Source organism: Paenarthrobacter sp. 22069 (genome assembly GCF_052046035.1).
In the GTDB taxonomy this organism is placed as follows: Bacteria; Actinomycetota; Actinomycetes; order Actinomycetales; family Micrococcaceae; genus Arthrobacter.
Window position 1 is genome coordinate 97,334 of sequence record NZ_JBQEQF010000003.1, and the last position, 24,629, is coordinate 121,962.

At 66.1% G+C, this 24,629-nt stretch carries 26 protein-coding genes; 21 read left to right on the forward strand and 5 right to left on the reverse strand.

The features are described from left to right. Positions 1-72 precede the first annotated feature (72 nt). Genes ACTJK0_RS03230 through ACTJK0_RS03245 form a run of 4 tightly spaced genes read left to right on the forward strand, consistent with a single transcriptional unit; the run spans position 73 to position 3,158 of the window. Complete coding sequence (locus ACTJK0_RS03230; RefSeq protein ID WP_440744207.1) at positions 73-915, forward strand: ABC transporter permease; 843 nt, start codon at positions 73-75, stop codon at positions 913-915. After that, a complete protein-coding gene (locus ACTJK0_RS03235; RefSeq protein ID WP_440744208.1) occupies positions 915-1,787 on the forward strand; it encodes a carbohydrate ABC transporter permease in 873 nt (290 codons plus the stop codon). Before ACTJK0_RS03230 ends, ACTJK0_RS03235 begins: the two co-directional genes overlap by 1 nt. Positions 1,788-1,811: 24 nt before the next feature. Then, positions 1,812-2,504 carry a rhamnogalacturonan acetylesterase gene (locus tag ACTJK0_RS03240; RefSeq protein WP_440744209.1) on the forward strand — a complete coding sequence of 231 codons (693 nt, stop codon included), beginning with the start codon at positions 1,812-1,814 and terminating at the stop codon, positions 2,502-2,504. Beyond that, positions 2,505-3,158 (forward strand): DUF1961 family protein, encoded by a 654-nt coding sequence (locus ACTJK0_RS03245; protein WP_440744210.1) that lies wholly within the window; start codon positions 2,505-2,507, stop codon positions 3,156-3,158. A gap of 108 nt (positions 3,159-3,266) precedes the next feature. Here ACTJK0_RS03245 and ACTJK0_RS03250 read toward each other — a convergent pair whose 3' ends face one another. Beyond that, a complete protein-coding gene (locus tag ACTJK0_RS03250; RefSeq protein ID WP_440744211.1) occupies positions 3,267-3,590 on the reverse strand; it encodes a hypothetical protein in 324 nt (107 codons plus the stop codon). 197 nt (positions 3,591-3,787) lie between these two features. On the opposite strand from ACTJK0_RS03250, the gene ACTJK0_RS03255 reads away from it, so the two are divergent. Next, positions 3,788-4,165 (forward strand): DUF7793 family protein, encoded by a 378-nt coding sequence (locus ACTJK0_RS03255; protein ID WP_110541659.1) that lies wholly within the window; start codon positions 3,788-3,790, stop codon positions 4,163-4,165. Between the two features lie 14 nt (positions 4,166-4,179). On the opposite strand, the gene ACTJK0_RS03260 is transcribed toward ACTJK0_RS03255, so the two are convergent. Next, entirely contained in the window at positions 4,180-5,202 is a 1,023-nt protein-coding gene (locus ACTJK0_RS03260; protein WP_440744212.1) for a LacI family DNA-binding transcriptional regulator, read from the reverse strand. Between the two features lie 151 nt (positions 5,203-5,353). Here ACTJK0_RS03260 and ACTJK0_RS03265 point away from each other — a divergent pair, with 151 nt between their 5' ends. The 8 genes from ACTJK0_RS03265 to ACTJK0_RS03300 all read left to right on the forward strand — a co-directional run bounded on the left by ACTJK0_RS03265 (position 5,354) and on the right by ACTJK0_RS03300 (position 13,510). After that, positions 5,354-5,695, forward strand: coding sequence for an L-rhamnose mutarotase (locus ACTJK0_RS03265; RefSeq protein ID WP_440744213.1), 342 nt, complete (start codon positions 5,354-5,356; stop codon positions 5,693-5,695). A 78-nt stretch (positions 5,696-5,773) separates the two neighbouring features. Then, entirely contained in the window at positions 5,774-6,940 is a 1,167-nt protein-coding gene (gene rhaI, locus ACTJK0_RS03270; protein ID WP_440744214.1) for an L-rhamnose isomerase, read from the forward strand. 5 nt (positions 6,941-6,945) lie between these two features. Then, positions 6,946-8,982 (forward strand): bifunctional aldolase/short-chain dehydrogenase, encoded by a 2,037-nt coding sequence (locus tag ACTJK0_RS03275; RefSeq protein WP_440744215.1) that lies wholly within the window; start codon positions 6,946-6,948, stop codon positions 8,980-8,982. Continuing rightward, positions 8,979-10,466: a rhamnulokinase gene (locus ACTJK0_RS03280; RefSeq protein WP_440744216.1), complete on the forward strand. Its 1,488-nt coding sequence runs from the start codon at positions 8,979-8,981 to the stop codon at positions 10,464-10,466. Before ACTJK0_RS03275 ends, ACTJK0_RS03280 begins: the two co-directional genes overlap by 4 nt. Before the next feature lie 54 nt (positions 10,467-10,520). Beyond that, positions 10,521-11,540, forward strand: a complete 1,020-nt coding sequence (locus ACTJK0_RS03285) for an acetylxylan esterase (protein WP_440744217.1) — start codon at positions 10,521-10,523, stop codon at positions 11,538-11,540. 241 nt (positions 11,541-11,781) lie between these two features. Further along, complete coding sequence (locus ACTJK0_RS03290) at positions 11,782-12,903, forward strand: 3-deoxy-7-phosphoheptulonate synthase (RefSeq protein ID WP_440744218.1); 1,122 nt, start codon at positions 11,782-11,784, stop codon at positions 12,901-12,903. A gap of 144 nt (positions 12,904-13,047) precedes the next feature. Continuing rightward, the gene (locus tag ACTJK0_RS03295; RefSeq protein WP_043452394.1) at positions 13,048-13,260 is read left to right on the forward strand and encodes a helix-turn-helix domain-containing protein; all 213 of its coding nucleotides are present in this window, start codon (positions 13,048-13,050) and stop codon (positions 13,258-13,260) included. A gap of 151 nt (positions 13,261-13,411) precedes the next feature. Next, the gene (locus ACTJK0_RS03300) at positions 13,412-13,510 is read left to right on the forward strand and encodes a 30S ribosomal protein bS22 (RefSeq protein WP_003792170.1); all 99 of its coding nucleotides are present in this window, start codon (positions 13,412-13,414) and stop codon (positions 13,508-13,510) included. A gap of 110 nt (positions 13,511-13,620) precedes the next feature. Here the strand turns inward: ACTJK0_RS03300 and ACTJK0_RS03305 are convergent, their stop codons facing one another. Then, positions 13,621-14,439 carry an HAD family hydrolase gene (locus ACTJK0_RS03305; protein ID WP_440744219.1) on the reverse strand — a complete coding sequence of 273 codons (819 nt, stop codon included), beginning with the start codon at positions 14,437-14,439 and terminating at the stop codon, positions 13,621-13,623. A 78-nt stretch (positions 14,440-14,517) separates the two neighbouring features. Between ACTJK0_RS03305 and ACTJK0_RS03310 the strand changes: the two genes are divergently transcribed. Together ACTJK0_RS03310 and ACTJK0_RS03315 are read left to right on the forward strand one after the other, a co-directional pair. Then, a complete protein-coding gene (locus ACTJK0_RS03310; RefSeq protein ID WP_110541651.1) occupies positions 14,518-14,772 on the forward strand; it encodes a glutaredoxin family protein in 255 nt (84 codons plus the stop codon). Between the two features lie 10 nt (positions 14,773-14,782). Next, complete coding sequence (locus ACTJK0_RS03315; protein WP_110541650.1) at positions 14,783-15,487, forward strand: redox-sensing transcriptional repressor Rex; 705 nt, start codon at positions 14,783-14,785, stop codon at positions 15,485-15,487. 74 nt (positions 15,488-15,561) lie between these two features. Here the strand turns inward: ACTJK0_RS03315 and ACTJK0_RS03320 are convergent, their stop codons facing one another. Both ACTJK0_RS03320 and ACTJK0_RS03325 read right to left on the reverse strand, forming a co-directional pair. Continuing rightward, complete coding sequence (locus tag ACTJK0_RS03320) at positions 15,562-16,422, reverse strand: hypothetical protein (RefSeq protein ID WP_440744220.1); 861 nt, start codon at positions 16,420-16,422, stop codon at positions 15,562-15,564. Positions 16,423-16,630: 208 nt separating this feature from the next. After that, the gene (locus ACTJK0_RS03325) at positions 16,631-17,179 is read right to left on the reverse strand and encodes a YceI family protein (RefSeq protein ID WP_110541648.1); all 549 of its coding nucleotides are present in this window, start codon (positions 17,177-17,179) and stop codon (positions 16,631-16,633) included. A gap of 226 nt (positions 17,180-17,405) precedes the next feature. On the opposite strand from ACTJK0_RS03325, the gene ACTJK0_RS03330 reads away from it, so the two are divergent. The 6 genes from ACTJK0_RS03330 to ACTJK0_RS03355 all read left to right on the forward strand — a co-directional run bounded on the left by ACTJK0_RS03330 (position 17,406) and on the right by ACTJK0_RS03355 (position 24,629). Beyond that, positions 17,406-18,086, forward strand: coding sequence for a histidine phosphatase family protein (locus ACTJK0_RS03330; protein WP_440744221.1), 681 nt, complete (start codon positions 17,406-17,408; stop codon positions 18,084-18,086). A gap of 53 nt (positions 18,087-18,139) precedes the next feature. Further along, positions 18,140-18,700: a TlpA disulfide reductase family protein gene (locus ACTJK0_RS03335; RefSeq protein ID WP_110542127.1), complete on the forward strand. Its 561-nt coding sequence runs from the start codon at positions 18,140-18,142 to the stop codon at positions 18,698-18,700. A 13-nt stretch (positions 18,701-18,713) separates the two neighbouring features. Continuing rightward, the gene (locus ACTJK0_RS03340) at positions 18,714-19,469 is read left to right on the forward strand and encodes a cytochrome c biogenesis CcdA family protein (protein ID WP_440744222.1); all 756 of its coding nucleotides are present in this window, start codon (positions 18,714-18,716) and stop codon (positions 19,467-19,469) included. Continuing rightward, positions 19,469-21,280 carry a cytochrome c biogenesis protein ResB gene (gene resB / locus ACTJK0_RS03345; RefSeq protein ID WP_440744223.1) on the forward strand — a complete coding sequence of 604 codons (1,812 nt, stop codon included), beginning with the start codon at positions 19,469-19,471 and terminating at the stop codon, positions 21,278-21,280. The genes ACTJK0_RS03340 and resB overlap by 1 nt, the downstream gene beginning before the upstream one ends. Beyond that, positions 21,280-22,365, forward strand: coding sequence for a c-type cytochrome biogenesis protein CcsB (gene ccsB, locus ACTJK0_RS03350; RefSeq protein WP_440744224.1), 1,086 nt, complete (start codon positions 21,280-21,282; stop codon positions 22,363-22,365). Before resB ends, ccsB begins: the two co-directional genes overlap by 1 nt. 158 nt (positions 22,366-22,523) lie before the next feature. Next, complete coding sequence (locus ACTJK0_RS03355) at positions 22,524-24,629, forward strand: Hsp70 family protein (protein WP_440744225.1); 2,106 nt, start codon at positions 22,524-22,526, stop codon at positions 24,627-24,629.

Sequence of the window (24,629 nt, forward strand, 5' to 3'; positions counted from 1 at the left end):
CCCCGGAACCGGGGCAGGTTCTCCGTCCATTTCGCGCACTACAAATGGCTGTACCTGCTGCTGCTGCCGGGCGTGGTGTACTTCGCAGTGTTCCGTTACGCCCCCATGTACGGGGTGTCCATCGCCTTCAAGGACTACGTCCCGTTCCTTGGCGTGAACGGCAGCCCGTGGGTGGGCTTCCGGAACTTCGAGGACTTCTTCGCCAACCCGGACTTTCCCCGGCTGCTGGGCAACACCCTGATCCTGGCCTTCCTGAACCTTGGTGTGGCGTTCCCGCTGACCATCGTCCTGGCGCTGCTGCTGAACGAAGTCCGGCTGTCCATCCTCAAGCGCACCGTCCAGACTTTGGTGTACATCCCGCACTTCCTGTCGTGGACCATCGTGGCGTCGCTGAGTTTCCTGCTGTTCGCCCTGGACATCGGCCCGCTGTTCCAGCTCCTGAACACCGTCATGGGCACCAACATCGATTTCCTGTCGGACCCTGCCTGGTTCCGGCCCCTGATCGTGCTGCAGGAAATCTGGAAGAACACGGGCTGGGGAACCATCATCTTCCTGGCCGCCCTCGCCACCGTGGACCAGGACCAGTACGAAGCGGCCATCATCGACGGCGCGGGCCGGTTCCGCCGGGTCTGGCACATCACCCTGCCTGCCATCCGGTCCACCATCATCGTCATGCTGATCCTGGCCATCGGGCAGATGCTGAACACCGGCTTCGAGCAGATCTACCTGATGACCAACGCCCTGAACCGTGAAGTGGCGGACGTTTTTGACACGTACGTCTACTTCGTGGGCATCACCCAGGGGGCCTACAGCTACTCCACGGCCGTTGGCCTGTTCAAATCTTTGGTGGGCATCGTGCTGATCTTCGGCACAAACTGGCTGGCCAAGCGATTCAACCAGAGCGGACTGTTCTAATGAAGATTCACAACACCCGCGGCGGGCGGATCTTTGACGCCGTCAACTACGTGTTCCTGTCCTTAATCGGCATTATCACGCTGCTGCCGTTCATTTACGTCTTCGCCGGCTCCTTCGCCACCGAAGCCGAGATCACCCGAAGGGCGTTCTTCGTCTGGCCCGAACAGTTCACCCTGGGCTCCTACGAATATATTTTCGCCACTCCGGCGTTCGTCCGCGCCCTGGTGACCACCATCCTGGTCACCGCGGTGGGGACCCTGGTCCAGTTGGCCTTCACGGTGACCATGGCCTATCCGCTGGCCAAGAAGACCTTGCGGGGGAGGAACGTCATCCTTTCCCTGGTGGTGTTCGCCATGGTCTTCTCCGGCGGCATGATCCCCACCTTCCTGCTGGTTAAGGACCTGGGACTGCTGAACTCGTACTGGGCCCTGATCCTGCCCGCGGCCATCAACCCGTTTAGCCTGATCATCATCAAGAACTTCTTCCAGGAACTCCCTGCGGAACTTGAAGAATCGGCCAAGATGGACGGTGCCACCGAGATCGGGATCCTGTGGCGGATCCTGCTGCCGTTGTCCAAGCCGGTCCTGGCCACGTTTGCGCTCTTCTACGCCGTGGGGATCTGGAACGACTTCATGTCGCCCCTGCTGTACCTCAGCGACAACTCCAAGTGGACCCTGCAGATGTACCTGCGGCAAGTCACGGCGGCCTCGGACCTGCTGGGTACCGGCAACGTGGATCCCAACTACATGCCGCCGGAACAGGGCATCAAGTTCGCCGTGATCGTGGTGGCAACCCTGCCCATCCTCATCTTCTATCCCTTCCTGCAGAAGCACTTCGCCAAGGGCATGCTCATCGGCTCCGTCAAGGGCTGACCCATCTTCCGACGAAAGGACGCCATGAAGATCCTCCTGGCCGGAGACTCCACCGTGGCCAACTGTCCCACGCACGAGTTCCCCATGAGCGGCTGGGGAGCCCGGCTGGCTCCGCTCACCTGGACCTGGGGTGCCGTGCACAACTTTGCCAAAGGCGGTGCGAGCACCGAATCCTTCCGTGCCGAGGGGTTGTGGGCGGACCTGCTCGCAGAAGCGGGCGCCGGGGACCTGGTGACCATCCAGTTCGGCCACAACGACCAGAAGAAGCAGCACCTGGCGGCCCGCACCGGGTACGCAGCGAACCTGCGCACCATGGTGGCGGAGGTGCGTTCGGCGGGTGCTGTTCCCGTGCTGTGCACCCCGGTGGAGCGGCGGCACTTCCTGGCCGGGCCGCCGTCGGACGCCGTCCTGGAGGAAAGCCTGGAAGACTATCCGGACGTGGTCCGTGAACTCGGCATGGACCTGGGGACCGCCGTGATCGACCTCAACGCCTGGACCCGTAGCGTTTATCTCCGGCTGGGCCGGATGGACTCCCGGGACCTCTTCTGCCACTTCGCCCCGGGGGAACATGCGCACTGGCCCGACGGCCTGGCTGACGATACCCACTTCTCCCAGCGGGGCGCCGCGCTTGTCGCCGGCGAGGTGGCCGAGCAGCTGGTGCAGCTGGGCTATTGCCCCCGGCGGCTGGTTTCCCGCACGACGGCGGGACGCGGCTAGGTGGGAAGCATCCTCTACAGCAACCCGCTGGCAGGACCGGAGGACGTTGCCGGCTGGGTGGCAGAGGGGCCGGTCAAGTTGGGCAGCCACGGCGGGGCGCTGGAATTATCGGGTTCACTGGATGACCGGGAATTCGGCGACCACGCCCACTGGACGTTCTGGTGCCCCGGGGAGTTTCCGGACGGCATCCGGATCAGCTGGGAGTTCCTGCCGCTCGCGGAGCCTGGCCTGGCCATGCTGTTCTTCGCCGCAACGGGGCAGCGCGGGCTGGACCTCTTCAGCCCCGGCCTCGCGCCCCGCACGGGTTACTACCCGCAGTACCACTCCGGGGACATCGATGCGCTGCACGTCTCCTACTTCCGGCACAAGCACGAATCAGAGCGCGCGTTCCGGACCTGCAACCTGCGCAAGAGTGCCGGATTCGAGCTGGTGGCCCAGGGAGCGGACCCGCTGCCGCCCACCGAAGACGCCACAGACTTCTACCGGCTGGACGTGGTGAAGGACGGGCCGCATGTGGCGTTTTCCATCAACGGGCTGCTCCTCTTCGAGTGGACCGATGCCTCGGCAAAGATGCTGGGCGCGGGCCGGCTTGGCTTCCGCCAGATGGCCCCGCTCCGGGCTGCCTACCGCAACCTGCTGGTGGAGAAGCTGTAGGCGGACAAGCTTTCATTGGACAGAGGAGAGGCAGGCAGCGAAGAGGCGGACGGTCCCAGGGGGCCGCCCGCCTCGTGCCGCGTCCGCTGTTATGCGGCCTTCAGGAAACTAGAGTCCCAGGAGGCGGTTGAGCAGGTTGGCCAGGCCGCTAAGCCCGTTGCCGCCGTCAAGGAGCCCGGTAACGGCGCACAGAAGGTTGCCGACAAGCTTGCCCGCGCCCGACTGGGCGACGATGTCCAGGACCACCTGGTTCAGGTCGACGTTAAGCCCCAGGACATCCAGGTGCAGCGACCCGAGGACGAGGTTCACGATGTCACAACCGCCGCCCGGGGCGGTCGCCGCGTTGGTGGTGGGCGCGGCGGCCGCGGTGGTGGTCAATGTCTGGCTGACCGGAGTGGCAACTCCGGCGAGGTTGGTGAAGGTTCCTGCCATGCCAAAGAGCATGGCGCTGGTGGGCGACCGCGGTAATCGAAGCTGAGACCTTGGTGCGCATTTTCGGTAAATCCTTTCAGCGCCGGGTTGCGCGCAAGCACGCTGATGAGTCAAGCCTGTTGCCGCCTCGTACGGATTCCCTCCGGCTGGTGCAAGATAGAGGAGTTCAGGAACTGCCCACTGGAGGGAGGCGGGGGATGGAGCCCGTTAGGGTCGACGGCGGCAAGGGTACTGTGGAGCTGCGCTCCGACGGCCTCATCCATCTTATTTGGGAGCCCAAGGTGCGGATTGAGGCCGAGGACGCGCAGGCGGCGATGGCTGCTGTGAACCGCATCGCCGGGGACGCCAGCTACCCGATGCTGGTGGACATGGCCACCACCGAAAACGTCAGCATCCAGGCGCGCTCGGTCTTCTCCATTCCCTGCGCGGCCAACCGCATCGCGCTCCTGGGGTCGAGCCCGGTGGACCGGATCATCGCCAATTTCTTCCTGGGCGTCCACATACCGCCCTGCCCCACCCGGTTCTTCACTTCACGGGAAGAATCCATGAAATGGCTGCAGCAGGCCGGAAAATAAGCGGTCCGGCCTGATCAGCCGGCAGCCGGCGTAGCCGTGCTCTGCCGGACCACCAGCTCAGGTGTAAACACCACGGCCCGGTGGACCGGGTTCTGGGACTCCACTTCCTCAGACAACAGCTCAATGGCCGTCCGGCCCAGCAGCTCTGTGGGCTGGCGGATGGAGGACAGCGGCACCACCGCGGAGACGGCGAAGTCGATGTCGTCATAGCCAATCAGTGCCACATCCTCCGGGATGCGGAAGGTGTGCGTCATGGTCAGGGACTGCATGACGCCCAGCGCCAGGAGGTCGTTGGCGCAGAAGATGCCGTCCGGCAGCTCCTTCCGGCCCCGCTCCACCAGCATGTCGCCCACGCTGCGGCCTGCCAGCACGGTCTGGCCCTCGGAGTCCAGCACCTCAATCGTGGCGTCCGGTTCCTCCTTCACGGCCCGCTGGGCGCCCTGGAGGCGGTCCGCCACCTGGCGAATGGACGTGGGTCCGCCAACAAAGGCGAGCCGGCGCCGGCCGGTATCCAGCAGGTGCCGGGCTGCGAGGTAGCCTCCGGCGTCGTCATCCACCGCCACGGAACTGAATTTGGATTCGTCGGCCAGCCGGTCCACCAGGACTGTGGGCACGCCGCGCTCGCGGAGGAGGTCCAGCCTGTCCGTCACATCGCCCACGGGCGAAATCAGCAGGCCCTGGACGCGCTGCTCCTGGAAGAGGTCGATGTAGTTGGCCTCCCTGCTGGCATTGTGGCCGCTGTCGCCCAGGAGGACCGCGCTGCCCTGCAGTGCCGCCGCGTCCTCTGCGGCCCGCACCACTGAGGTGAAGAAGGGGTTTCCGACGTCCAGGACGATCAGCCCGATGGTCCGGCTGTGGCCGACGCGCAGCTGGCGGGCAGCGTCGTTGCGGACAAACCCCAGCTCGTCGATGGCGCGCAGGACGCGTTCCTTGGTACGCTCCGACACCCGGTCAGGGTAGTTCAGGACGTTGGAGACAGTTCCCACCGCCACGCTCGCGTGGACGGCCACGTCCTTGATACTGGCTGTGCGGTTCATCGATTCTCCGTGCCGGTTTGCCCGCGGCTGTCCCTGTCCGCGAGGGGGATTAAAAGTTTCTGCCATTGCTTGACACCTGCTCAAATCCAAGAGTACTTTGAATCGTACCAATGAAACGATTCAAATTTGGAAACTTTGAAGGGGAGTCCCGATGAGGGTGTGTTTCCGTTCCTCGGTCCAGCCGGCGCTGATCGACGAATACCGGCGCCGCCATGCTGCGGTGTGGCCGGACATGCTGCACGCCCTCAAGGAGGCGGGCTGGCAGAACTACTCGCTGTTCCTGGGGGAGGACGGGCTCCTGGTGGGCTACGTGGAATGCGACGACTTTGACGCTGCACGTGCCCGCATGGCACTGACAGAGGTCAACGCCCGCTGGCAGGCGGAAATGGCCACCCTCTTCGAAGACTCCGGCCAGGCGCCCGATGAAGGGTTCCAGGTCCTTGAAGAAGTCTTCAACCTTGACAGCCAGTTGGCAGCCGCGGGCTCCCACTAACCCCAGCAGTACCACGCTCCGGCAGCGGGGCACCAGACAGGCCATCAGGCAGACGCTCAATCACCGGAAAGAACCATCATGAACGACGTAGCAACGGCGCTGGGCAGGCTCGGGGAGCTTGCCATCGAGGTCCCCTCGTGGGCCTATGGAAATTCAGGTACGCGGTTCAAGGTGTTCGGCACGCCCGGCACGCCGCGGACCGTCCAGGAGAAGTTGGCGGACGCCGCCAAGGTCCACGAACTGACGGGCCTGGCCCCGACCGTGGCCCTCCACATTCCGTGGGACAAGGTGGACGACTACGCTGCCCTCAAGGAGTACGCGGCCGGCCTGGGCGTGGGACTGGGCACCATCAACTCCAACACCTTCCAGGATGACGAATATAAGTTCGGCTCTTTGACATCCTCTAACGAGGCTGTCCGGCGCCGCGCCATCGACCATCACCTGGACTGCATCGGGATCATGCACGCCACGGGTTCGAAGGATTTGAAGATCTGGCTGGCGGACGGCACCAACTACCCGGGCCAGGATGACATCCGCGGCCGCCAGGACCGTCTGGCCGAGTCGCTGCAGGAGATCTACGCCGCGCTGGGTGAAGAGCAGCGCCTGGTGCTGGAGTACAAGTTCTTCGAGCCGGCCTTCTACCACACCGATGTTCCGGACTGGGGCACGTCCTACGCCCAGACCCTGGCGCTGGGGGAGAAGGCATTCGTCTGCCTGGACACCGGCCACCATGCGCCGGGCACCAACATCGAGTTCATCGTGATGCAGCTGCTGCGCCTGCGCAAGCTGGGCTCCTTCGACTTCAACTCCCGCTTCTATGCCGACGACGACCTCATCGTGGGTGCCGCGGACCCGTTCCAGCTCTTCCGCATCATGTACGAGGTGATCCGGGGCGGTGGCTACGGCAAGGACTCCGGTGTGGCCCTCATGCTGGACCAGTGCCACAACCTGGAAGAGAAGATCCCGGGCCAGATCCGCTCCGTGCTCAACGTCCAGGAGATGACTCTGCGCGCCCTGCTGGTGGACACCGCTGCGTTGAACGAAGCCCAACGGGCCGGGGACGTCCTCGCAGCCAACGGCATCTTCAACGATGCGTTCTACACCGACGTCCGGCCGATGCTGGCCGGATGGCGTGAATCCCGCGGCCTGCCCGCGGACCCGATGGCCACCTTCAAAGCCAGCGGCTACCAGAAAAAGATCAATGAGGACCGCGTTGGCGGCCAGCAAGCCGGATGGGGCGCATAACTCTCATGACCAACAAGACTGTTGAAGACCTGATTACCCGTTCCAACCGCCTGGGCGCTGACAAGCGGAACACCAATTTCGCCGGCGGCAACACCTCGGCCAAGGGCACCGAAAAGGACCCCGTCACCGGCGAGGACGTCCAGCTGCTGTGGGTCAAGGGCTCGGGCGGGGACCTGGGCACGCTGAAGGAACAGAACCTTGCGGTGCTGCGGCTGGACCGGCTGAACGCGCTGAAGAACGTCTACCCCGGTGTGGAGCGCGAGGATGAGATGGTGGCGGCCTTCGATTACTGCCTTCACGGCAAGGGCGGCGCCGCTCCCTCGATCGACACGGCGATGCACGGCCTGGTGGATGCCGCGCACGTGGACCACCTGCACCCGGACTCAGGCATCGCCATCGCCACCGCGGTCGACGGTGAGGCGCTGACCACCAAGATCTTCGGCCACAAGGTGGTCTGGGTGCCCTGGCGCCGTCCCGGCTTCCAGCTGGGCCTGGACATCGCCGCGATCAAGGACGCCAACCCGCAGGCCATCGGCACCATCCTGGGCGGCCATGGCATCACCGCCTGGGGCGCCACCAGCGAAGAAGCCGAAACCAACTCGCTCTGGATCATCGAACAGGCCGAAAAGTACATCCGGGACAACGGCAAGGCAGAGCCATTCGGCGCGAAGCTTGCCGGTTACGGTGCGCTGCCGGAAGCCGAACGCCGCGCGAAGGCCGCCGCCCTGGCGCCGGTGATCCGCGGCCTGGCCTCCACCGACAAGCCACAGCTGGGGCACTTCAGCGATGACGCCGTCGTCCTGGAATTCCTGGAATCCGCCGAGCACCCGCGGCTGGGCGCCCTGGGCACTTCCTGCCCGGACCACTTCCTGCGCACCAAGGTCAAGCCGCTCATCCTGGACCTGCCGGCGGACGCCTCCATCGAGGACTCGATCGCCCGGCTGCACGAGCTGCACGCGGACTACCGCGAGGACTACCAGGCGTACTACGACCGCCACGCGGACGCCGATTCACCCGCCCTGCGGGGCGCGGACCCGGCCATCGTGCTGGTCCCCGGCGTGGGGATGTTCTCCTTCGGGGCGAACAAGCAGACCGCCCGCGTCGCCGGCGAGTTCTACATCAACGCCATCAACGTGATGCGCGGTGCCGAAGCGATCTCCACCTACGCACCCATCGAGGAATCCGAGAAGTTCCGGATCGAGTACTGGGCGCTGGAGGAAGCCAAACTGGCCCGGATGCCCAAGCCCAAGTCCCACGCCACCCGCATCGCGCTGGTTACCGGCGCGGCGTCCGGCATCGGCAAGGCCATCGCCACCCGCCTCGCCGCGGAAGGCGCCTGCGTGGTCATCGCCGACCTGAACCTGGAGAACGCGCAGAAGGTCGCCGAAGAACTCGGCGGCCCGGACGTCGCCGTCGGCGTCCAGGCAGACGTGACGGACGAGGCCCAGGTCGCGGCTGCGATCGACGCCGCCGTGCTGGCGTTTGGCGGCGTGGACCTGGTGGTCAACAACGCCGGCCTGTCCATCTCCAAGCCACTGCTGGAAACCACCGAAAAGGACTGGGACCTCCAGCACAACGTCATGGCCAAGGGTTCCTTCCTGGTGGCCAAAGCCGCCGCGAAGGTCATGATCGCCCAGGGCATGGGCGGGGACATCATCTACATCTCGTCCAAGAACTCCGTGTTCGCAGGACCCAACAACATCGCCTACTCCGCCACCAAGGCCGACCAGGCCCACCAGGTCCGCCTGCTCGCGGCCGAACTGGGCGAGCACGGCATCCGCGTCAACGGCATCAACCCCGACGGCGTGGTCCGCGGCTCCGGAATCTTCGCCGGCGGCTGGGGCGCCAAGCGCGCCGCGGTCTACGGCGTGGACGAGGAGAAACTGGGCGAGTACTACGCCCAGCGCACCCTGCTCAAACGCGAAGTCCTGCCCGAACACGTCGCCAACGCCGCAGCCGTCCTCACCGGCAACGAATTGTCCCACACCACCGGCCTGCACATCCCCGTGGACGCCGGCGTGGCCGCAGCCTTCCTCCGATGAGCACAGCGGAAGCGGCCGCGAACACCGCCCAGGCGCCCGCCCGGGCGGTGTTCGCCGCAGTCGACATCGGTGCCTCATCGGGCCGGGTCATGTTGGGCCGCGTTTCCCCCGCCGGGGTGGCCCTGGAGACCGTCCACCGGTTCCCCAACGGAGTGGTGGAGATCGACGGCGGCCTCCGCTGGAACTTCGACGCCCTCTACGCGGAGGTGCTTGAAGGACTCAAGGCCGCGGCAGCGGTGGCGGCCGTCCAGGGCGAGACCATCGCCAGCATCGGCATCGACACCTGGGCGGTGGACTACGGGCTGGTCGATAAGGCCGGCGAACTGGTGGCGCAGCCGTACAGCTACCGCGACGACCGAAGCCGGGCCGCCGTGGCACCCGTGCACGCCAAGCTGGACCCCGCCCGCCTGTACCAGGCCACCGGGCTGCAGTTCCTGCAGTTCAACACCATCTACCAACTCGCCACCGAACGGGACCTGGCCGGCCTGCAGGCGCTGCTCATCCCGGACCTGATTGCCTTCCGCCTCACAGGGAAGCGCCGGACAGAGGCCACCAACGCCTCCACCACCGGCCTTTTCGACGCTGTGGCGGGGGAATGGGCCACGGAGTTCTTCGCCGCGCTGGGATTGCGGAAGGACCTGTTCCCGCCTCTGATCCAGCCCGGGGAAGCGTACGGCGGGCTCCTCCCGGACGTCGCGGCCGCAGTAGGCCTGTCCCGGGAAACCCAGGTGGTGGCGGTGGGATCGCACGACACCGCGTCCGCCGTCGCGGCGGTGCCGGCGGACACGGAGGACTTCGCGTACATCTCGTCCGGGACCTGGTCGCTGGTGGGCCTGGAACTGAAGCACCCCGTGTTAACGGAGGCCAGCCGCGAAGCCAACTTCACCAATGAACGGGGCGTGGACGGCACCATACGGTACCTGCGGAACGTGGGCGGCCTGTGGCTGCTCAGTGAATGCCAGCGGACGTGGGCCGGCGAGGGCTTCCAGCCCGACCTTGCCGCCCTGCTGGCGGCCGCGGCCGCGCTCCCCGCCGGCGGACCGCAGATCAACGCGGACGACCCCTACTTCATCGCCCCGGACAATATGCCCGAGCGGATCCGCGCGGCGGTCAGGCGCACGGGGGACCTCCTGCCCAACGATCCTGCAGCCATCACCCGCTGCATCATGGACAGCCTCGCCACCGGTTATGCCAAGACCATCACCGCGGCCGAACGCCTCGCCGGGCGCCCGGTGGACGTGGTGCACGTGGTGGGGGGCGGCTCGCAGAACAGCCTGCTGTGCCAGCTCACGGCCAATGCCACGGGCCGGCCCGTGGTTGCCGGTCCGGTGGAGGCCACGGCCATGGGCAACGTCCTGGTCCAGGCACGCGCGGCCGGGGCCGCAGCCGGCGGCCTGGCGGAACTGCGTTCGATCATCGCCGCAGGGGCAAGCCTTCGCCGCTTTGAACCACTCATCATCGTGCGCCAGGGAAACGTGCGCTAAAGATAGAGGGACTCGACCGCGAGGCCGCCACCAACTAAACCGGAACGGACAACGATGCCCCTTTTCGACCTGCCCCTGGCCCAGCTCCGCAGCTACACCTCCGGCGTCACACCACCGGACGACCTCGCCGGGTTCTGGGATGCCACCGTCGAGGAAGCGCGGGCCTTTCCGCTCAACGCCACCTTCGATCCGGTGGAGAACTACCTCACGGTGATTGATACCTTCGACGTGACCTTCTCCGGTTTTGGCGGCGCACCGGTCAAGGGCTGGCTGCACCTGCCGGCCAATCGCGGGGAAGGCGAGCGGCTGCCGGTGGTGGTGAACTACATCGGCTATTCCGGCGGCCGCGGCCTGGTGAACCAGGACACCCGCTGGGCGCAGGCCGGCTACGCGCACTTCATTATGGACACCCGCGGCCAAGGGTATGGCGGGACTGTGGGGGACACTGCGGACCCGCATCCCTCGGCCGGGGACGTGGCCCACGCAGGCCTCATGACTCGGGGCATCTCCAGCCGTGAGGAGTACTACTACCGGCGCGTCTATGTTGATGCCTTCCGTGCCGTCGAGGCTGCCCAGGCGCACCCCGACGTCGACCCCGCCAGGGTGGTGCTGGCAGGCGTCAGCCAGGGCGGCGGCCTGGTGGTTGCCACGGCCGGTCTGGCGGCAGGACGGCTCGACGGCGTCATCGCCGCGCTGCCGGACGTCCCCTTCCTCCAGGACTTCCCCCGCGCCATCGACATCACCCCGCGCGGGCCCTACCCGGAGATAGCCCAATTCCTGGCCCGGCACCGCGACCGCTACGAATCCGCGCTGGACGTCCTGAACTATTTCGACGGCGTCAACCTGGCCCGGTTTGCCGCCGTGCCGGCACTGTACTCCGCCGCATTGATGGACGACATCTGCCCGGCGTCCACCGTATTCGCGAGTTTCAATGCCTACGGCTCCGGGACCAATGCTTCCTCCGCCACCGGTGCCGCCAAGCAGATCGAGGTGTACCGGTTCAACAACCACGAAGGCGGCCAGGAGCACCACTGGATCCGGCAACTGCAGTTCCTCCGCAAGCTCCTGGGGTAAATCGGGGACGCAATGTGACGCGGCCGATTTTGCGGCCGCGTCACCGCGGGCTTATGGTCTCTTCCATGACTAACCGTTGGTATGCGTATTTTTCGTTGGCTCTGGAGGGGCCCGCGTCTAACTGACACGCATCCAGCATTCCTTCAGAGCCAACAGGGCAGAGATGATTCTCTGCCCTTCGCCGTTTCTCCGGCGGGTTCTGAAATCCGGGCCCGCTTCCCATCTGGAACAGGACCCGACCATGAGCACCGCTACAACAGCAGCCCACGCCAGCAACACCACATCCACCTCGAACCTGCGGGTCAGCGAATTCACTGCGCTGCCCACTCCTTCCGAACTCCTCGCCGAACTGCCCCTGGACGCCCGGGCCGCAGCCGTCGTCGAACGGGGACGTGACGAAGTGCGCGCCATCATGGATGGCGTGGATGACCGGCTCCTGGTGATCGTGGGCCCCTGCTCCATCCACGACCCCAAGGCCGGCCTGGAGTACGCCCGCCGGCTGGTCAGCCAGGCCGAAAAGCACAAGGAAGACCTGCTGATCGTCATGCGGACCTACTTCGAGAAGCCGCGCACCACGGTGGGCTGGAAGGGCCTGATCAACGATCCCCGGCTGGATGGCAGCCACGACATGGTCACCGGGCTGCGCACCGCCCGGCAGTTCCTGCAGCAGGTCACCGCCCTGGGGCTGCCCACCGCCACCGAATTCCTGGAGCCGATCAGCCCGCAGTACATGGCGGACCTGATCTCCTGGGGAGCCATCGGTGCCCGCACCACGGAAAGCCAGATCCACCGCCAGCTTGCCTCCGGGCTGTCGATGCCGATCGGCTTCAAGAACGGGACCGACGGCGGCCTGCAGGTGGCCATCGACGCCTGCGGGGCGGCCGGAGCGGCCCAGGCGTTCCTGGGGATCGACGGCGATGGGCGGGCCGCGCTGGTATCAACGGCAGGAAACCCGGACACCCATGTCATCCTCCGCGGCGGACGCAAGGGACCCAACTACTCCGCGGCCGACGTCGAACGCGCCTCCGGCGAACTGGCCGGCAAGGGGCTCAACCCCCGACTGATCGTGGACGCAAGCCATGCCAACAGCGGCAAGAGCCACCACCGGCAGGCGGAAGTTGCCCTTGAAATCGGTGCCCAGCTTGAGGATCGGGGCGCCGCGGCGCACGCCGTTGCCGGGGTCATGCTGGAAAGCTTCCTGGTGGGCGGAGCCCAGAACCTGGACGTAGCGGAGCATGCCGCCGGGCGGTCCGGGCTGGTGTACGGCCAGAGCGTCACGGATGCCTGCATGGACTGGGACGTTTCCGCGTCCGTCCTGCAGCAGCTGGCGGCATCGGCGGCGAAGCGGCGGCAGTCGAAATAGGGGGTTTTACCTACTTTCACATCTGCCACATGAACATCTAGAGTATCTTCTTAGGTGGTTGGTGGATGGCTCAGCATCGGAACACCGCATTGGCACGTACCTGGGGTCACTGTTGTCCATCCGTCAGCAAAGGAAAATAGGGAAATGTCGGCAGAACAGAACTTCTCCAACGCGAAGTTCCTGACCGTGGCTGAAGTAGCCGAGGTCATGCGAGTCTCCAAAATGACTGTTTACCGGCTGGTGCATTCCGGCGAAATGCCGGCAGTGCGCTTTGGCCGCTCCTATCGCGTCCCCGAAAACGCCGTCGAGCAGTACCTCAAGGGTGCTGTGGTGGACGGCCACACCGAGACAGCTTGAGAGGGCTTGTCCTGAGCCGCTCCCGATAGGCGGTACCCTGTTAAGGAACGTTTTACGTCATTGTAAGAATCTGTCAGTTGTTCAGTTCGTAGCTTTGTCCACGGACATTCTCCATCAGACAGGTACTGCATCTAGTTTGTAAGGAACTTTCGTGGGTTCAGTTATCAAGAAGCGTCGCAAGCGTATGGCCAAGAAGAAGCACCGCAAGCTGCTTCGCAAGACCCGTCACCAGCGCCGCAACAAGAAGTAGCAATACTTCCAGCAGCGTGGACATGCCCGTCGCCTTCAAGGCGGCGGGCATTTTCGTTTGTCCGGGCATTTTCGTTTGTCCGGGCAGTTCGGTTTGTCGTGCGGGAGCGGCTATCCGCGCGGGCCGCGGATGCGGGCGAAGCCCTTCCAGAGGCCGTAGACGGCACCGCCGAAGGTGGCCGCCTTGAGGCCAAGGGTGGCTGCACGGCGGCCGGCACGGAAATCGTAGACCGGCCAGTTCCGGTCCCGGGCGTGGCGGCGGAGCTTCGCGTCCGGATTGATGGCCACCGGATGCCCCACAAGGGAAAGTAACGGAACGTCATTGTAGGAATCGCTGTATGCCCAGCAGCGCTTGAGGTCCAGGTCCTCCTCATCGGCGATGGCCTGCACGGCCACGGCCTTGGCCGAGCCATGCAGGATGTCCCCCACCAAACGGCCGGTGTACATGCCCTCGGAAACTTCGCCCACCGTTCCCAGGGCCCCGGTCAGTCCCAGGCGGGTGGAGATCACCGTGGCCACCTCGATGGGCGTTGCGGTCACCAGCCAGACGCGGCGGCCCACCCGGAGGTGCTGCTCGGCCAGTGCCTTGGCGCCCGGCCAGATCCGGGACGCGATCATTTCGTCGTAGACCTCTTCACCGAGCGCCTTGATATCGTCGACGGTGATGCCGGCGGCGAGGGTCAGGGCCGAGTCCCGGACGGCGTGGACGTCGTCGATGTTTTCCCCGCGGGCAACGAACTTGAACTGCTTCCATGCGAAGCCGGCGGCCTGGGCCAGGGTAAACGCGCCGCGCTGGTGCATCTTCCGTGCCACGTGGAAGAGGCTGGCGCCCCGCATCAGCGTGTTGTCCACGTCGAAGAACGCCGCCTCAGCGGGCTGCGGCGCAACGGCCGGCCGCGTGACTACGGCGACATATTTCTCCTCGGGCATGGTCCCGAGTCTAGTCAATTAGGTGGCCCGCCGCCGTCGGCGTCACCCGCACGCCGCGAACGGCGATACCGTTAAGCCATGGCTACACCGCGCGTCGTCCTGGTCACCAAAGCTGACTGCCACCTTTGCGAGGAGGCGCGCGACGCCGTCGGGCGGGTTACGGCCGCCCTGGGCCTTACGTGGAGCGAAGAGTTGGTGGACAACCAGCCCGAACTTCGTGAACGCTACGCCGAAGAGATCCCGGTGGTGCTGGTGGACGGCGTGCAGCGAGACTTCTGGAAGATCGACGAGGCCCGGCTGGAACGCGTGCTGCAGCGCGCCATGGCCCGGTAGGGGAGCGCCAGTGACGTCCTTGGATTCCACGTCCCAGCCCGTGCCCGGCTTTCCGGATGCCGCGGGCACTGCGGCCAAGCAGATCCCGCCTGCCGCCGTGGCCCGGCTGACGCTCTACCTCCGGGCCCTGAACACCCTCCTGGCCGAGGGCGTCGAGCGGGTCTCCTCCGAATCCCTGGCGGAAGCCTCCGGCGTCAGTTCATCAACGCTCCGCAAGGACCTCTCGCACGTGGGGTCCTACGGCACCAGGGGAGTGGGCTACGAGGTTCAGTACCTCAGCAGGCACATCGCCGCCGCCCTGGGGCTGACCCATGACTGGAAAGTGGCCATCGTCGGCGCCGGAAACCTGGGCAAGGCGCTGGCACGGTACGGCGGCTTCGAATCCCGGGGCTTCGACGTCGTGGCGATTTTCGACGCCGACCAGATGGTGGTGGGTAATGAGGTGGGGTGGCTGCGCGTCAGCGACGTCGCCGACCTCGAAACAGTCCTGCACCGCACCGGAGCCAACATGGTGGTGCTGGCCCTGCCGGCGGCAGTGGCCCAGGGGGTCTGCGACCGGGTAGTGGCGGCCGGCGTACGCAGCGTCCTGAGCTTCGCTCCCGTCATGCTGCAGGTTCCCGAGGGGGTCAACCTGCGCAAGGTGGATATGGCCACCGAACTGCAGATCCTGGCCTACCACGCCCAGCGCGCCCAGGCACCAGGGCAGACGGCCTAGCCGCGGGTTAAACGTAAACGGCCCGGGAAGCATTGCTGCTTCCCGGGCCGCCTGTCTACCGGCAGAGGTGCCGGTTACCGACCGTAGGGGTTGCCGAAGCCGCCGGAATACGGGTTGGCGAAGGGCTGCTGCTTACGGAAATACGGCGCAGCCGCCGGCAGATACAGCAGCACAATGGCGGCGATGCCCAGGACGCTCCCGATCGTTCCGAAGCTTGGAACCCCGAACAGGCCTAGCACGGACAAGGCCGCAAACACCGTTCCCAGGATCCTGGCCCAGTTCTTGCCCTTGCGGACGAAGAAGGCCACCAGCAGGTACAGGGCCGCGCCGATGATCGCAAACACGATCAGGGTGCCGGCAATGACGCCCTTGATGTCGTTATACGTGACTCCCGAGGCGCCTCCCGCCGCCATCTGCTGCTCGAAAACCCGCTGGAACTGGGGATCATCGAGCTGCGTCAGGCCGACAAGCATTGAGACGACGAAAATCACGGCTGAAGCGATCAGCAGCCAGAACGAGATGTTCACCAGCTGCGGGATGCCGTTGCTTCCGGCCGGCTGGGGCTGTTCCGAAGGGTACTGGCCGTAGGGGGACTGGCCGTACGGCGACTGGCCATACTGTGATTGGCCAAACTGCCCGGCCCCTTGCCCGTAGCCCGGAGCCTGCGGCGCATTCTGCCCATAGGGGGAACCGTACTGGGGCGCGTTCTGGCCATATTGAGGCGCCGCCGGCGGCTGGTTCTGCCCGTACTGGGGCTGGCTCTGGCCATACTGCGGTGCGTTCTGGCCGTATTGTGGCGCGTTTTGGCCGTAGCGCGGCTGGGACCCGGGCTGCTGGCTTCCGGGCTGGCCGGTTCCGGCCTGGTCATTCCCCGTTTGGCCGTTGCCGGAATGCGGGTCTTGGGGTGTGGGAGGTGGGACGGGAGGAGTACTCATGGGCGTTCCTTCTGCAGGTCGGGATCCAGGTAGGCTGCCGGGAATCGGTCCTCAGCCGTCCCCCCAGCATGGCTTAGGTCCACCGTACCCCCGGCGGGCGGCGTTGTGGGCGATTCGTCCGGTATCCGTGCAGGTGGCTGCCCTTAAACAGGGGACCCCGGCGCCAAGCCCTGGAGGCCTGGTGCCGGGGAAGGCCCGGGAAGGGTGATTATGCTGCAGGGGCGATGAACGCGAGTTCCAGGTTGATGGCAACCTTGTCGCTGACCAGCACGCCGCCGGTTTCCAGCACGGCGTTCCAGGTAAGGCCGAAGTCCTTGCGGCTGATGGTGGTCTCAGCAGAGACGCCGGCGCGGGTGTTGCCGAAGGGGTCGACGGCAACACCGTTGAACTCGGTTTCCAGGGTTACCGGGCGGGTGACACCCTTGATGGTCAGGTCACCGGTGAGTTCGTAGCTGTTGCCCTTGGCCACCAGTCCGTTGGAGACGAAGGAGATCTCCGGGAACTTCTCCACGTCGAAGAAGTCCCCGCCCTTGACGTGGCCGTCGCGGTTGGCGTCGCCGGAGTCGAAGCTGGCGGTCTTGATGGTGGCGCTGATCCGGGACGCGGCCACATCCTCTGCGAGATCGAGCGTGGCGGCAGCCTCGGTGAACTGGCCCCTGACCTTGCTGATGCCTGCGTGGCGGACAGTGAAGCCGATTTCGCTGTGCGAGTTGTCCAGGGTCCAGGTGCCGGTGGTGACGTCTGCGGGAAGTGCCATGATGTTGCTCCTTTGAAAATGTGTATGTCGTTCTGCTGTAGAACCTTTGTCGGTTGAAGCCTCATCAGTTGAAGCCTCAACCATCTTGCTGCATCCAGTATAAACATGCATTTGCATCTTTTGTTCCCGGCTTCGGAACATTTCTTCAAAAACTTCAGTTCTACTGTTTGTAGAAAGCAGCTGCGATGATTTCGGATCGCACGCCATCTTTGAGAAACTGGTAAACATGCCCCAAGCCACTGTCCATCTGCTCCGCCACGGCGAGGTCCATAATCCCGACGGCGTGCTCTACGGGCGGCTTCCCGAATTCCACCTCTCCGAGCTGGGGCAGGAGATGGCCCGGACCCTTGCCGAGCACTTCCGGCAGCGCGCCGCGCGAGGCGCCCGGATCACCTACCTGGCCGCCTCCCCGCTGGAGCGTGCGCAGGAAACCGCGCGTCCGACGTCGGAAGCCCTGCGCCTGCCGGTCCACACGGACCAGCGGATCATCGAGGCCGAAAACTACTTCGAGGGCATCAAGGTCACCCAGGCGGAACTGCGCCGGCCGAGGCACTGGCCGCACTTGGTTAACCCGCTGCGGCCGTCCTGGGGGGAGCCCTACAAGCAGCAGGCGGCAAGGATGGCTGAAGCTGCGCGGGATGCGCGGCTTCGGGCCATCGAACTGGCCGACGGCGATTTTGGCGCCGGCGGTCCGGAGGCCATCCTGGTGAGCCACCAGTTGCCTATCTGGGCAGCCCGGCTGAGCGCCGAAGGCCGGCCCCTCTGGCACGACCCCCGCAAGCGCGAGTGCACCCTGACATCCGTTACGTCCCTGGTTTTCGCTGACGACGGCTCGCTGCTGCGGGTCGAGTACAACGAACCCGCGGCGTCCCTTCTTCCCGGTGCCGCCAGCACCCCTGGAGCCTAGCAGTGAGCTATAACAACCTTCCCTCCCGCCGCGGCCTGCTGGCCGCCGGCGGCATGGCCCTGACCGCGCTGACCCTTGGCCTGTCCGGCTGCGCCCAGGAGGATGCGCTTGCCAAGCAGGCAAAGGCGGGGGACAACAAGAACTACGTTGCCGGCGATGGCTCGGTCACGGAGTTTGCCGCCGGCGACCGCAAGGAAGCCGTGCAGATCCAGGGAGCCCTCTTCGACGGCACCGCCGTGACCCCTGCAGACTTCCAGGGCAAGGTGAGCGTCCTGAACTTCTGGTTCGCCGCCTGCGCGCCCTGCCGGGTGGAAGCACCACTCCTCGAAGCGCTGCACCAGGAGTTCAAGGACCAGGGCGTCCAGTTCTTCGGCGTCAACCTCCGGGACGAGAAGCCCACGGCCGCGGCGTTCGAGAAAACCTTCAACCTGACCTACCCCAGCTTTGACGACAAGGACGGCGCCGTCCTGCTGTCCGTGTCAGGCCTCGTGCCGCCCGGCGCCGTGCCCACCACCCTGGTCCTGGACAAGCAGGGGCGGGTGGCTTCCCGTGTCCTCGGCGAGATCGAAAAGGGCACCCTCAAGGCCCTGATCACCGCTGCCGTGGCTGAGTAGGGCGGCCGGCACCGTGAACAGCCCCTTCGCCGAAGCCATCCTCAGCGGCTCCATCCTGCTGGCCATTCCTGTCGCGCTGCTCGCCGGACTGGTGTCTTTCCTTTCCCCGTGCGTCCTTCCCCTGGTTCCCGGATACCTGGGGTACGTCACGGGGCTGAGCGGGGTTGACCTGCAGAAGCAAAAGCGCGGCCGCATGCTGGCCGGAATCGGGCTGTTCGTCCTTGGCTTCTCCGTGATCTTCGTCCTGCTCGGCGGTGCGTTCGGCCAGCTGGGCACGCTGATAACCGGCGGCCAGAACGCCTGGATCACGCAGCTGCTGGGCGTCCTGGTGATCGTCATGGGCATCGTCTTCATGGGCGGCTTCAGCTGGCTGCAGCGGGACGCGAAAATCCATGTCAAGCCGCCCGCCGGGCTCTGGGGCGCGCCGTTGCTGGGCCTGACCTTCGGCCTGGGATGGGCTCCGTGCATCGGTCCCACCTACTCCGCTGTTCAGCTGCTGAGCCTCTCCGGCGGTTCCTCGGCCGCCAAGGGCGCCTTCCTTGCCTTCGTCTACAGCCTGGGACTGGGCATTCCGTTCCTGCTGATCGCGCTGGCCCTGCGGCGGGGGATGGGCGTCATGGCCTTCTTCCGCAGGCACCGGCTCGCGATCCAGCGGACCGGCGGGGGGATCCTTGTGGTGCTGGGTCTGTTGATGGCCACCGGCGTATGGGGTGCCTGGGTCACAGGGTTGCAGTACTGGTTCCAAACCGACGTGAAGTTGCCGATCTGATGAGCGAGCGTGTGAACGTAACGAAGAAGCAAACCGCCCCTGTCGCAGCGGCGAAGGCCCAGGCGGCCCTCCCCGTGCTGGGGCCCAAGGGCATGCTGCGCTGGGCCTGGACACAGCTGACGAGCATGCGCACCGCGCTGTTCCTCCTGCTGCTCCTCGCCGTCGCCGCCGTGCCCGGCTCGCTGTTCCCGCAGCGGCCTGCGAATCCGGCCAATGTCACCCAATACATCAAGGACCACCCGGACTACGGAAAGCTGCTGGACTCCCTCCAGCTTTACGACGTCTACTCCTCGGTGTGGTTTTCTGCCATCTACCTGCTGCTGTTCATTTCCCTGATCGGCTGCGTGGTTCCCCGCGCCATCGCCCACTTCAAGGCCATGCGCTCCCAGCCGCCGCGTACCCCGCAGCGCCTGTCGCGGCTGCCCGAATACGGCACCCTGGTGATTCCCTCCAGCGCCGGGATCCCGGCGTCGGACGCCATCAACAATGCGGCGGGGCTGCTGCGCAAACGCGGCTACCGGGTGGAGGTGCGGGATGCCGACGGCGCCCTGCCGTCCCTGGGTGCCGAGCGCGGCTTCATGAAGGAAGTGGGAAACCTTGTCTTCCACACGTCGCTGATCGGCGTGCTGGTATCCGTCGCCGCCGGCGGCCTGTTCGGGTACAGCGGCCAGCGCATCCTGGTGGAAGGCGACACCTTCGTGAACACCCTGGTGGGCTACGACCAGTTCAACCCGGGCACCAACTTCCAGTCCAGCCAGCTGCAGCCATACTCGCTCCAGCTGAACAAGTTCAACATCACCTTCGACCGGGAATCCAAGGGCAAGTTCGGCCAGCCCATCGACTTCGCGGCCACGGTGACCACCAAGGAGAACCCGGACGCCCCGCCCAAGCAGGAAATCCTGAAGGTGAACGATCCTGTCAGCCTGGGCGGCACCAGCATCTACCTCACCGGCAACGGCTACGCACCCGTGGTGACCATCCGGGACGCTGCAGGCAACGTGGCCATGCAGGGGCCGGTGGTGGCCAAGCTGCAGGGTGAGAACTACTACTCCTCTGTGGTGATCAAGGTACCGGACGCCAGGCCGGACCAGCTGGGCTTCGTGGGCTTCTTCCTCCCCACCGCATTCGTCACGGACAAGAACGTGTCGTTCAGCGCGGACCCCGAACTCTTCAACCCGCAGCTGACCCTGAACTCCTACTACGGCAACCTGGGCCTGGACACCGGCGCTCCGCAGAACGTCTTTGAACTCGACGTCAAGAACCTGACCCCGCTGAACGCCAGGAACCTGGCGGCAGGCGGCATCACCCTGGCCCCCGGCTCCACCTACACCCTTCCGGACGGCAAGGGCAGCATCAGCTTTGACGGCGTGAAGCGCTACATCGGCGTGGACATCCACCACAACCCGGGACAGGTGTCCGCCCTGGTCTTCGCCCTCCTTGCCGTGGCCGGCCTGATCCTGTCGCTCTACGTCAACCGGCGCCGCGTCTGGGTGCGCACCGGAACCGCGGCCGACGGCCGCACCATGGTGGAGTACGGACTCCTGGCCCGCGGCGAGGACCACCGCCTTGCCGGCGAGGCAGCGGCGGTCCGGAAACTGTTCTCCACCGAGTGGCAGCTTCCTGACGGGGATGCCGACGGCCCGGCCGCCGAAGACCAGGTCGCCGAAGCTACTGCCGGATCCCAGCAAACTCCCAGCGGGACAGGCGATAATGTCGCAGGCTCCGCCGATAAGGCCGTAGGCTCCGCCGAAAACGCCGAAGGCTCCATCACCACCCCAGCAGGCCCCACCGGGCCCGAAAAGGACCAGTAATGCCATTTGGAATCAACGAAACCATGGGCCAGTACAGCGAACTCTTCATGCTGCTGGCGGCGGGTACCTACACGGTGGCCTTCATTGCGTTCGCCTGGGACCTGGCGAAGAGCAGCAAGGCGCTGCGGGCGGTGGACCTTAAGGCCGCGCAGGCGGGCGTTGCGGCCAAGGTTCCGGCCGTGGCCGGCGTTGGTGCCGGCTCTCCCGGGGCCCGGCTTGACGGGCCCGCAGACCGGGCCGAGCGCCCGTCGTCGTCCGCTGCCAAGGCCGGCGGTGCAGGAACCGGCGGCGTCATGACGGCCGACGGCGACATGAAGTACGCGGAGCGTCGCGTTCCGGCGCGGGTCGCCGTGGCACTGACCACCCTTGCCGTCCTCATCCACGGCGCCGGCGTGGTCACCCGGGCGCTCGGTGCAGGCCGCGTTCCGTGGGGCAACATGTACGAATTCCTCACCACGGGCGCATTCCTGGTGGCGGCCGTTTTCCTGCTCTCGCTGATCCGGCGTGACCTCCGCTTCCTGGGCACCTTCGTGGTGGGGCTGGTCATCATCATGCTCGTTGCCGCGTCGGTGGCGTTCTGGACCCCCGTGGGCCACCTGGTGCCCGCCCTGCAGAGCTACTGGCTGGTGATCCACGTTTCCATCGCCGTGCTGTCCTCCGCACTCTTCACCCTGACCTTCGCCATGTCAACCCTGCAGCTTGTACAGTCCTACCGGCAAAAGACCGTGGCGGCCGGCGGGGCAGACAAGCTCGGTTTCATGCGCCTGGTGCCGTCGGCGCTCAGCCTGGAAAACCTCTCCTACCGCATCAACGCCATCGCCTTCATCGGCTGGACCTTCACCCTGATGTTCGGCGCGATCTGGGCAGAAAAGGCCTGGGGCCGGTTCTGGGGCTGGGACACCAAGGAAGTGTGGACATTTGTGATCTGGGTGGTCTACGCCGGCTACCTGCACGCCCGGGCCACCCGCGGCTGGACCGGAACCCGGGCCGCCTGGCTGTCGATCGTCGGCTACCTGTGCGTGATTTTCAACTTCACCATCGTGAACACGTTCTTCAACGGGCTCCACTCGTACTCCGGCCTCTAGCAGCGGGTCTTCCCGCCCGGTTGCAAGGGCCTTTTGTCCTCGATTTGAAATCCCTTCGCCAAGTGCATGCCGTTTAACCATTCGATGTAGCAACAGGGGTGTTCCCGGCTTCCCGGGGATGCTAATTTGGTGACTGTTCACTGTGATGAAGTTTGCAGGTGGACCGCCAGCCTCTCGAGGTACCCATGAGCTACGCTCTCGCCGTTGACGTCGGGACAAGTTTCACGGCAGCCGCCGTTGTACGTTTTGACCATGGGGCTTCAACCGTGCCCGAGTGCCTGCCGCTGGGTGCCCGCGGAGCCTCCATCCCCTCCGTGCTCTACTATCCGGAACAGGGTGCCGTCCTGGTGGGCGAAGCCGCGGAGCGCCGCGGCCTGGACTTCCCGGAACGCGTGGTGCGCGAATTCAAGCGCCGGATCGGCGACGAGGTTCCCATCATCCTGGGCACCCTCGCCCTCCAGCCCGCGGACATCTTCGCCACCATGGCCCGGTGGGTGGCGGACCGGGCCGCCGAACGCGAGGGCGGTCCGGCGTCGGAGGTTTTCCTGACCCACCCCGCCGCCTGGGGCAGCCACCGCCTGTCAAGCATCCGCGGCGCCCTCGCCGCCCACGGACTGCAAAACGTCACCCTCCTCCCCGAGCCGGAGGCAGCAGCCCTGCACTACGCGTCACAGGTGCGGGTGGAGGAAGGCAGCACCATCGCCGTCTACGACCTTGGGGGCGGCACCTTCGACACAGCCGTCCTGCGGAAGGCCGGCAGTAGCCGCTTTGAGCTCCTGGGCCGGCCCGAGGGCATCGAGGACCTTGGCGGCGCCGACTTTGACGCCGCCTTGTTCCGCTACGTTGCCGACCACACCGGAAATGCACTGTCGGGCCTCGACCCGGCGGACCCGGCCGTGCTGGGCGCCCTGGCGCGGCTCCGGCGCGAATGCGTCGAGGCCAAGGAGGCGCTGTCCGTGGACAGCGAGGCCACCATCCCGGTGTTCCTGCCCGGCGTCCAGCAGCAGGTCCGCCTGGTCCGTGCCGAATTCGAGGCATTGATCGAAGAACCCGTGCACGAAACGGTGGCGGCGCTCGAACGGTCCCTCGCGCAGCTTCATCTTGGACCGGCAGACCTGTCCACCGTGCTGCTGATCGGCGGGTCCTCGCGGATTCCCCTGGTGGCACAGGTGGTATCGGAAGAACTGGACCTGCCGGTCGCCGTCGACGCCGACCCTAAGTCCGCCATCTGCCTTGGGGCGGCAGTGGCGGCCGTCCTTGCCCACAATGCTGCCGCTGAGGCTGCTGCCCCGGCCCAGTCCGAGGCCAGCGCCGATGAGGCCCAGGCCGCGGTCGCTCCCGCAGAAGTGCCACCCGCGCCGGGCCTGCCCAGCTGGTCGCGTAAATACGCGCTGGCGGGAGGCGCCCCCGCGGGCCCGGCCCTCCGCGGCCCGCAACGCAGGCGCCGGGGAGCGCATGCCCCGGCGCCCACCGTACGGGTCACCGCAGTGGCTGCCGCAGCTGCCCTCCTGACAGTCCTGACAGCTACCGCTGCGCAAAGCCCGGACGGCTTCGGCAGCCTGACCGCCATGTTTGTGCCCCAAGCCGGAGCAAGCACCACCGGCGGTTCCGCCGGCACGGAAACTGCCGGCGGGGGAGTAGCGGCCACAGCGCCCACCCCCCAGCCACTTGCCGGCGTGGAGGCCAGCGCCAGGAAACCCCTTTCGCAGGAAACAGGGCTGAGTGCCTCCGCGCTCCCCACCGGCGGACAGGCCGCCGGCAACGCAATGCCCACAACGGGAGCCAATCCTCCGGCAGACGGCCCTGCCGCGGCAGGCGCGGTACCGGCAGCCGGTGCACCGGCGGCCCCTGCTGATCCGGGCACGGCAGGGACAGATTCCGGAGCAACGGGCCCTGGAACAGCAACGGACGGGACAGCGGTAACCCCCGAATCCGCCACCGGAGACCCCACAACCCCTCCGGCCACCCAGACGGCCACCGATCCTGCCCCGTCGGATACCCCGGATCCGACTGATCCCGGAGCAACCGATCCTGGAACCACCGATCCCGCGACTGCCGTTGCGACGGAGCCTCCGGTGGGGGATACCGCAACGCCCAGCCCAGCGGACGGCCCAGGTCCTACGGACACAACACAGCCTTCCCTGAGCCCAACCGACCTGGCCGCCGAAGCCAGTCCAACGCCCCAGGCGCCACCAGCCGAAACAACACCCCCTGTTGAAGAAACGGCCGTGGCAACGGCCCCGACCACTCTTCCGGCAGCCTGA

Excerpts from the sequence above, each read along its gene's own strand:
- ACTJK0_RS03235 (WP_440744208.1), top strand. The coding sequence starts at position 915 with ATGAAGATTCACAACACCCGCGGCGGGCGGATCTTTGACGCCGTCAAC.
- ACTJK0_RS03240 (WP_440744209.1), top strand. The coding sequence starts at position 1,812 with ATGAAGATCCTCCTGGCCGGAGACTCCACCGTGGCCAACTGTCCCACG.
- ACTJK0_RS03250 (WP_440744211.1), bottom strand. The coding sequence starts at position 3,590 with ATGGCAGGAACCTTCACCAACCTCGCCGGAGTTGCCACTCCGGTCAGC.
- ACTJK0_RS03255 (WP_110541659.1), top strand. The coding sequence starts at position 3,788 with ATGGAGCCCGTTAGGGTCGACGGCGGCAAGGGTACTGTGGAGCTGCGC.
- ACTJK0_RS03260 (WP_440744212.1), bottom strand. The coding sequence starts at position 5,202 with ATGAACCGCACAGCCAGTATCAAGGACGTGGCCGTCCACGCGAGCGTG.
- ACTJK0_RS03265 (WP_440744213.1), top strand. The coding sequence starts at position 5,354 with ATGAGGGTGTGTTTCCGTTCCTCGGTCCAGCCGGCGCTGATCGACGAA.
- rhaI (WP_440744214.1), top strand. The coding sequence starts at position 5,774 with ATGAACGACGTAGCAACGGCGCTGGGCAGGCTCGGGGAGCTTGCCATC.
- ACTJK0_RS03275 (WP_440744215.1), top strand. The coding sequence starts at position 6,946 with ATGACCAACAAGACTGTTGAAGACCTGATTACCCGTTCCAACCGCCTG.
- ACTJK0_RS03280 (WP_440744216.1), top strand. The coding sequence starts at position 8,979 with ATGAGCACAGCGGAAGCGGCCGCGAACACCGCCCAGGCGCCCGCCCGG.
- ACTJK0_RS03285 (WP_440744217.1), top strand. The coding sequence starts at position 10,521 with ATGCCCCTTTTCGACCTGCCCCTGGCCCAGCTCCGCAGCTACACCTCC.
- ACTJK0_RS03290 (WP_440744218.1), top strand. The coding sequence starts at position 11,782 with ATGAGCACCGCTACAACAGCAGCCCACGCCAGCAACACCACATCCACC.
- ACTJK0_RS03295 (WP_043452394.1), top strand. The coding sequence starts at position 13,048 with ATGTCGGCAGAACAGAACTTCTCCAACGCGAAGTTCCTGACCGTGGCT.
- ACTJK0_RS03305 (WP_440744219.1), bottom strand. The coding sequence starts at position 14,439 with ATGCCCGAGGAGAAATATGTCGCCGTAGTCACGCGGCCGGCCGTTGCG.
- ACTJK0_RS03310 (WP_110541651.1), top strand. The coding sequence starts at position 14,518 with ATGGCTACACCGCGCGTCGTCCTGGTCACCAAAGCTGACTGCCACCTT.
- ACTJK0_RS03320 (WP_440744220.1), bottom strand. The coding sequence starts at position 16,422 with ATGAGTACTCCTCCCGTCCCACCTCCCACACCCCAAGACCCGCATTCC.
- ACTJK0_RS03325 (WP_110541648.1), bottom strand. The coding sequence starts at position 17,179 with ATGGCACTTCCCGCAGACGTCACCACCGGCACCTGGACCCTGGACAAC.
- ACTJK0_RS03330 (WP_440744221.1), top strand. The coding sequence starts at position 17,406 with ATGCCCCAAGCCACTGTCCATCTGCTCCGCCACGGCGAGGTCCATAAT.
- ACTJK0_RS03335 (WP_110542127.1), top strand. The coding sequence starts at position 18,140 with ATGGCCCTGACCGCGCTGACCCTTGGCCTGTCCGGCTGCGCCCAGGAG.
- resB (WP_440744223.1), top strand. The coding sequence starts at position 19,469 with ATGAGCGAGCGTGTGAACGTAACGAAGAAGCAAACCGCCCCTGTCGCA.
- ccsB (WP_440744224.1), top strand. The coding sequence starts at position 21,280 with ATGCCATTTGGAATCAACGAAACCATGGGCCAGTACAGCGAACTCTTC.